Origin of the sequence: Bacillus sp. JJ783, assembly GCF_036963225.1 — a bacterium.
Taxonomy (GTDB): domain Bacteria; phylum Bacillota; class Bacilli; order Bacillales; family Bacillaceae_G; genus Bacillus_A; species Bacillus_A cereus_U.
The window spans coordinates 102,059-108,537 of record NZ_JBALMG010000086.1; the positions used below are offsets into that span (position 1 = coordinate 102,059).

Consider the following 6,479-nt stretch of genomic DNA (forward strand, 5'->3'; position numbering starts at 1 on the left):
CTTATGGATAAAGCGGCATATGCTGTAAACCCGTTGTCTCTTCTAGTCCCGCTAATAAATTTGCATTTTGAACTGCTTGCCCTGCTGCGCCTTTCATCATATTGTCTATCACAGAAACTACTGTAATTCTTTCTGTTCTTTCATCGTAAGCCATCCCAATATCACAATAATTTGAGCCTCTTACTTCTTTCGGACTCGGAAATTCTCCTTGAGAACGAATTCGAACAAAAGCTGAATTGTGATACGTTTCTTCATACAACGTTTGAAGTTGCTGCATTTTGATTTCTTGTTTTACTTTCGCATAGAGTGTAACCATAATCCCTCTTGATATCGGTATTAAATGTGTATTAAATGTGATTGGCTTCGCTTTATCATTCCACTCTACAAGCATTTGCTCAATCTCAGGAACGTGCTGATGCTGATTTACTTTATAAATGTGAAGGTTATCATATAGCTCTGGAAAATGAGTCATTGTTGTTGGAGTTTTGCCTGCTCCAGATACACCTGACTTTGCATCAATGATAATCGAATCTTCTTCAATCATTCCGCTACGTACTAACGGCGCTATCGCTAATAATGCAGCTGTCGCAAAACATCCTGGGTTTGCAATTAAATCTGCATTTTGAATCTCGGACCTTTTCCATTCGCTTAACCCATAAACTGCTTTCTTAAGAATTTCTTCTTGTGCAGCTGGCCTTTTATACCACAGTTCATATGACGAAGGATCGATCATACGATAGTCTCCAGATAGGTCAATTACCTTTAAACCTACTGCTAATAATTTTGGAGTTAACTCTGCCGATACTCCTGCCGGGGTCGCTAAAAATACGATTTTCGCTTCCTTCTCCATTGCCTTTACATCAATTTCTTGTAATGTATGTACGAGAACATTTCGAAAATGCGGGTATACATTTGTTATACACTCGCCAACTTGCGAAAAAGAATGGAGAGATGCTATCGAAAAATACGGATGTTGCTCTAATAACCGAATTAACTCAATTCCTCCATATCCAGTTGCTCCAATAATTGCGACTTTCATAAGCTCCTCCTCATATCGATTCTTTAAGTTAAGTATGATTATAATATTGTATATTTATAGAGTCAATTAAATATTTATAAAATTTTTAAAACTTAAAAATCTTAATTTTACTGGAAAAATAATATACACAATCGAATTTTTATGCAAAAACAATGTATAGTAGTATTTCCATTTCACTTCAAGTACAATAAAACAATACATGTATACATACAGGCGGGGAAAAACATGAATAAAAAATTAATTGAGAAAATGATTATAAAAAGTTTTCGGCAATATCAATGTAATCCTGTTTCAAAAGAGGATCAGGAAATGCTAATTAAACATATTCAAATGATAATTCTTTCAAATGCTGAAATTGATGTATACGAGGCTGTTGAGGATATCGTTTACGATTATGTGACTGGAAAATAAAAAAACAGGAGATTTCCATATGGAAATCTCCTATTTTTTACTTAATGATTTGCCTGCAACACGTTCAAATAAACCTGGGAATAATACGTAGAGCTTTGGCCCCATTCCCATCCACTTCGGCAAGTTTACTTCACGTTTTTTCGTTTGCATCGCCTTTACGATTTGTTCTGCTACATATGTTGGTTTTAACATGTAACGTCCCATATTTTTCACATATGTACCTGATTGATCGGCTATTTCAAAAAAGTTCGTATCTATCGGTCCCGGGTTAATTGCTGTTACATACACATTTGTGTTAGATAACTCCATACGCAAACTATTCGTAAATCCTAATACAGCGTGTTTTGTTGCTGCATAAGCACTCGACTTCGGAGTTGCAATTTTTCCAGCCAATGAAGCAATATTAATAATTTGTCCTTCGTTCCTTTTTACCATATAAGGTAATACCGCTTTCGTACAAGCTACTAATCCAAATACATTTACTTGAAACATATCCTTTACTTCATCCATTGACGCATCTTCAAACGTTTTAAAAATACCAAACCCAGCATTATTTACCAATATATCAATACGTCCTACTTCTTGTAATACCTTTGAAAAAACAGATTGTACTTTCGTTTCTTCACTTACATCTAATACATAGTAATAGCAAGGCGTATTATAAGTTTCTTTAATTTTGTCTGCTAATGCTTGTAGCTTCTCTTCTGTTCGAGCCATTAATACCGGCGTCGCCCCTTGCTCTGCAACCTGCATTGCAACTTGCTCTCCAATTCCACTAGAAGCACCTGTAATGACGATTACTTTTTCTTGTAAACGTCCCGTCATTGCTGTCACCTACTTTGCATAATAAATCAATTGTTGTGAAGATTCATCAATCATCACTTGTTGATTATATGCTAAAAAGTCTAATTGTCCAACAGTTTCTGAGATAGTAAGTGGCAATTGCTCTTTATATAATACCGGAAATAGTTTTACACATACTTCAAATGCTGTCATTGGCTTTTCCTTTAATAGTTCAAGCACTTTAAACGCACGTGTCTCTTGCTTTTGTAATCTTGTTTCAATAAGTTGTTTCATATTCAGAACATCTTCCCCATGCCCTGATAAAATACGTGAAATATTCATTTCACTTAAACGTTTTAACGTTTGATTGTACTGCAATAAAGGACGCGCTCTTTCTGTTTGCCCTTCATATGGTGGTTCTAATATTGGATTTGAAGAAATATGACTAATGAGAGCATCCCCACCAATTAATATTCCATCAGATTCTCTATATAATGAAATATGAGTGGAAGCATGCCCCGGGGTTTCAATCACTGTAAATCCAGGTAACGAATCTATACGATCTCCCTCTCTCACGGTATGTGTTAACGACCTATTACAAGAATATTTAAGTGTCTTCGTCGTCAATAACGCCTCACCATTCAGAAATGCTGCTGGAACGCCGAACTGCAAGGCTGTCTCTTTAAAAAATTCATGATACCTCTTTAAAAATTCAGCATTCTGTGTAATCCACGGTTCATTCCAAGGATGTCCGATAATCTTTACTTTTTCAGAAAATGTATTTAAAAGTCCGCAATGATCCGCATGGTGATGCGTAATCACTACCGTTTCAATATCTTCTATCTTATACCCTAATGCACCTAATTGACTTTCTAGTGCCTTCTTTGCTTCTTCTGTATTTGTCCCTGTATCAATTAACGTTAATGTTTCTCCCTCAACTAAAAACACATTCACTGTCTCAACTGCAAATGGAACAGGAATCTCCATTCGATGAATCGCCGTCATGCTTAGCCCCCCCTGTCTTTTTCCGGTTCAAAATGAATACCTCTTCAGTTTACAACTTCCCTATAAATTTGTCATTATTTTCAGATAAAAAGAGGTGTTTTCCATAAAAAAACGAATGTATGTACATTTATAAGCATTTCTAACCAAATTCAAAGGAGGCACATCATGTCTATGCAAAACATTTCCTTTCTCGGTGCAGGCTCTATTGCCGAAGCAATTATTGGTGGTTTATTAAACGCAAATGTTGTTAAGGGAGAAAATGTAACTGTAAGTAATCGTTCTAACGAGACAAGATTACAGGAGTTACATAAAAAATACGGTGTCAAAGGCACACATAATAAAAAGGAATTACTTGCTGATGCAAATATTCTTTTTCTAGCGATGAAGCCAAAAGATGTCGCAGAAGCGATTATTCCTCTTAAAGAATACATAAATAATGACTTGCTTATTATTTCGTTATTAGCAGGTGTTTCTACTCATTCAATTAGAAACCTACTTCAAAAAGACGTTCCGATTATTCGTGCAATGCCAAATACATCTGCGGCCATTTTAAAATCCGCTACTGCTATCTCACCTTCAGAACACACAACGGAGGAACATATTCACATTGCAACATCGTTATTTGAAACGATTGGTCTCGTCTCTGTTGTAGAAGAAGAAGATATGCATGCTGTCACTGCATTATCCGGAAGTGGACCAGCTTATATTTATTACGTGGTAGAGGCAATGGAAGAGGCAGCAAAAAAAATTGGTTTAAAAGAAGCTGTTGCAAAATCACTTATTCTTCAGACGATGATTGGTGCTGCTGAAATGCTAAAAGCAAGCGAAAAACACCCTTCTATTTTACGAAAAGAAATTACTTCTCCTGGGGGAACAACTGAAGCAGGTATTGAAGTGTTACAGGAGCATGATTTTCAACAAGCATTAATTTCCTGTATTAAACAAGCAACGAAACGATCACACGATCTTGGAAAAACATTAGAAAAAATAGCAAAAGAAAAATAAAAAACGGAGCTCAACTTTATTTGAGCTCCGTTTTTTACTTTAATCATATGATATGCTTTTAGTTATTACTCTTACCAAAAATCTCTTCTTGCAGACGACGACCTGTTGGTGTTGCTGCAAGTCCACCTTCTGCTGTTTCACGAAGTGCTACTGGCATCGTTTGTCCAATTCTAAACATCGCCTCAATGACTTCATCACATGGAATTGTACTAGTTACACCAGCTAATGATAAATCAGCTGAAATCATGGCATTCGCAGCTCCTGCTGCATTACGTTTTACACAAGGTACTTCTACAAGCCCTGCAACAGGATCACATACTAAACCAAGCATATTCTTTAATGAAATCGCCATCGCTGTAGCTGCTTGATCTTGTGTTCCACCAGCCATCTCAACCGCTGCTGCTGCTGCCATTCCACTTGCTGAACCTACTTCAGCTTGGCAACCTCCTGCCGCGCCGGAAATACAAGCATTATTCGCAACAACCATACCGAAAGCTCCTGCTGTAAATAAAAATTCAATCATTTCTTCGCGTGTCGGCTGTAATTTTTCTTGCAGTGCAAAAAGTACACCTGGCACTGTTCCAGCAGATCCTGCTGTTGGTGTTGCACAAATGATTCCCATCGCCGCGTTTACTTCATTTGTTGCGACAGCTTTACTCACTGCGTCCAAAATCGTATCTCCAGATAAGCCTTTTCCACTCTGCATATACGCTTGGACTTTCACAGCATCCCCGCCAGTTAAACCAGTCGGTGATTTTACACCACGAATACCGCGTTCTACTGCTTGTTCCATTACAACTAAGTTCTTTTCCATTCCAGCAATTACTTCTTCACGTGAGATACTTCTTGTTTCCATTTCACATTGAATCATAATTTCTGCGATTTTTACATTTTGCTCTTTAGCTTGCGCCACTAGTTCCGCTGCGTTCCGAAACATGGTGTGTCCCCCCTGCAATTAATCCATAATAGTTACTTGACAAATATTTTGTTGCCCATTTATTTCCGCGATTACTTCATCTGCTAATAATTCATCTGTTTCAATGACCATAAGCGCTCTTCTTCCTTTTTCTTTACGAGAGACACTCATTGTACTAATGTTAATCTCATGCTTAGCAAGGATTGAAGCTACAGCTGCGATAGCACCAAAGCGATCGTTATTTACAATAAGTAGTGCTGGACTCGTGCCTGTTAATTGAAGATCGAATCCGTTTAATTCTACAACTTCAATTTTACCGCCACCAATTGAGCAAGCAACAACTTCAATTTCCTCTTCACCTTTATACAGACGAATTTTCGCTGTATTTGGATGCGGAGCATTTGCATCTTCTTCAATGAATTCCACTTCAATCCCGCGTTCTTTTGCAATATCTAACGCACTCGGAATACGTAAATCATCTGTTTCAAATCCTAGTATTCCACCGATTAGTGCTACATCCGTACCGTGACCACGGTATGTTTTTGCAAATGAACCATATAATGAAATGCTAACTCTCTCTGGCTCATGACGAAACAGCTGACGAGCAACTTGCCCCATTCTTGCCGCGCCTGCTGTATGTGAACTTGATGGACCAATCATAACCGGACCAATAATATCAAACACTGAGCGATACTTCATCATAACTCCCCCTAAACCTCTATGAAAAAATTATTTTCTACTATTCTATTAAGCTGCCGAAACAGTTGCTTTTCCAGTCGTACCACGAATTTGTTCCGCTGTACGAATTGGATAGTTTTTGAATAACAATGAACCAATGTATCTTGAAATAATACCAGTTATAATAATAAATACGAAACTTAGCATTACCTTCATTTAAAAATGATATAAGATAATCCACAATAAAGTCTGGTAGCAATCCAAAGTTTAACACAGAACCCCTTACAAGCATAGCATAAACAAGTGAAACTCCCATTGCTTCCATACCTTTTGGTGCTTCAAAGCTAAAGAGCGAAAAAAGACTTAGTACAAATAATAGTAATATCCTTTTATAATCTCCATGTTGCTCTCTCTCGGTTTAGTCAACTTCACTTGTTACGACAAATGGCTAAAACGCATGTAGCCTACAATAAATTATAATCTGCCCTCATTATAGCTTGTATTTTATAAAACGCTTACTTTTTTTGAATTTTAAAAGTTCTGAATAAAAATCTTTTTTCGCTATTTGTATCACTTGTATGTCGTCTGACTTATATAACAGTTTTTCTAAATAATCGGTATTGTGTATTTCCATCCTATATC

Annotated in this window: 8 protein-coding genes; 2 read left to right on the top strand and 6 right to left on the bottom strand. The window is 37.0% G+C overall.

The window, feature by feature from the left end; genetic code table 11:
- Position 1: 1 nt before the first annotated feature.
- Positions 2-1,039 (bottom strand): N-acetyl-gamma-glutamyl-phosphate reductase, encoded by a 1,038-nt coding sequence (argC, locus tag V7038_RS18640; RefSeq protein WP_002111692.1) that lies wholly within the window; start codon positions 1,037-1,039, stop codon positions 2-4.
- Positions 1,040-1,264: 225 nt separating this feature from the next.
- Here argC and V7038_RS18645 point away from each other — a divergent pair, with 225 nt between their 5' ends.
- Positions 1,265-1,450: a YqzH family protein gene (locus V7038_RS18645; protein WP_002111695.1), complete on the top strand. Its 186-nt coding sequence runs from the start codon at positions 1,265-1,267 to the stop codon at positions 1,448-1,450.
- Positions 1,451-1,480: 30 nt separating this feature from the next.
- Here the strand turns inward: V7038_RS18645 and V7038_RS18650 are convergent, their stop codons facing one another.
- Positions 1,481-2,275 (bottom strand): SDR family oxidoreductase, encoded by a 795-nt coding sequence (locus V7038_RS18650; protein WP_002111696.1) that lies wholly within the window; start codon positions 2,273-2,275, stop codon positions 1,481-1,483.
- Positions 2,276-2,284: 9 nt separating this feature from the next.
- On the bottom strand, positions 2,285-3,238 hold the full coding sequence (locus V7038_RS18655) for an MBL fold metallo-hydrolase (protein WP_002111697.1): 954 nt from the start codon (positions 3,236-3,238) through the stop codon (positions 2,285-2,287).
- Positions 3,239-3,403: 165 nt separating this feature from the next.
- On the opposite strand from V7038_RS18655, the gene proI reads away from it, so the two are divergent.
- Complete coding sequence (gene proI / locus V7038_RS18660) at positions 3,404-4,243, top strand: pyrroline-5-carboxylate reductase ProI (RefSeq protein WP_002111698.1); 840 nt, start codon at positions 3,404-3,406, stop codon at positions 4,241-4,243.
- A gap of 58 nt (positions 4,244-4,301) precedes the next feature.
- On the opposite strand, the gene sdaAA is transcribed toward proI, so the two are convergent.
- The 3 genes from sdaAA to V7038_RS18675 are packed head-to-tail and all read right to left on the bottom strand — an operon-like array spanning position 4,302 to position 6,044.
- Positions 4,302-5,180: an L-serine ammonia-lyase, iron-sulfur-dependent, subunit alpha gene (sdaAA, locus tag V7038_RS18665; RefSeq protein WP_002111700.1), complete on the bottom strand. Its 879-nt coding sequence runs from the start codon at positions 5,178-5,180 to the stop codon at positions 4,302-4,304.
- An 18-nt stretch (positions 5,181-5,198) separates the two neighbouring features.
- Positions 5,199-5,858, bottom strand: coding sequence for an L-serine ammonia-lyase, iron-sulfur-dependent subunit beta (gene sdaAB / locus V7038_RS18670; RefSeq protein WP_002088527.1), 660 nt, complete (start codon positions 5,856-5,858; stop codon positions 5,199-5,201).
- 48 nt (positions 5,859-5,906) lie between these two features.
- Positions 5,907-6,044 (bottom strand): hypothetical protein, encoded by a 138-nt coding sequence (locus V7038_RS18675; RefSeq protein WP_234813997.1) that lies wholly within the window; start codon positions 6,042-6,044, stop codon positions 5,907-5,909.
- Between the last annotated feature and the right edge of the window lie 435 nt (positions 6,045-6,479).

Bases quoted from the DNA above. Each gene is read 5' to 3' on its own strand.
- argC (WP_002111692.1), bottom strand. From the start codon at position 1,039: ATGAAAGTCGCAATTATTGGAGCAACTGGATATGGAGGAATTGAGTTA.
- V7038_RS18645 (WP_002111695.1), top strand. From the start codon at position 1,265: ATGAATAAAAAATTAATTGAGAAAATGATTATAAAAAGTTTTCGGCAA.
- V7038_RS18650 (WP_002111696.1), bottom strand. From the start codon at position 2,275: ATGACGGGACGTTTACAAGAAAAAGTAATCGTCATTACAGGTGCTTCT.
- V7038_RS18655 (WP_002111697.1), bottom strand. From the start codon at position 3,238: ATGACGGCGATTCATCGAATGGAGATTCCTGTTCCATTTGCAGTTGAG.
- proI (WP_002111698.1), top strand. From the start codon at position 3,404: ATGTCTATGCAAAACATTTCCTTTCTCGGTGCAGGCTCTATTGCCGAA.
- sdaAA (WP_002111700.1), bottom strand. From the start codon at position 5,180: ATGTTTCGGAACGCAGCGGAACTAGTGGCGCAAGCTAAAGAGCAAAAT.
- sdaAB (WP_002088527.1), bottom strand. From the start codon at position 5,858: ATGAAGTATCGCTCAGTGTTTGATATTATTGGTCCGGTTATGATTGGT.
- V7038_RS18675 (WP_234813997.1), bottom strand. From the start codon at position 6,044: ATGCTAAGTTTCGTATTTATTATTATAACTGGTATTATTTCAAGATAC.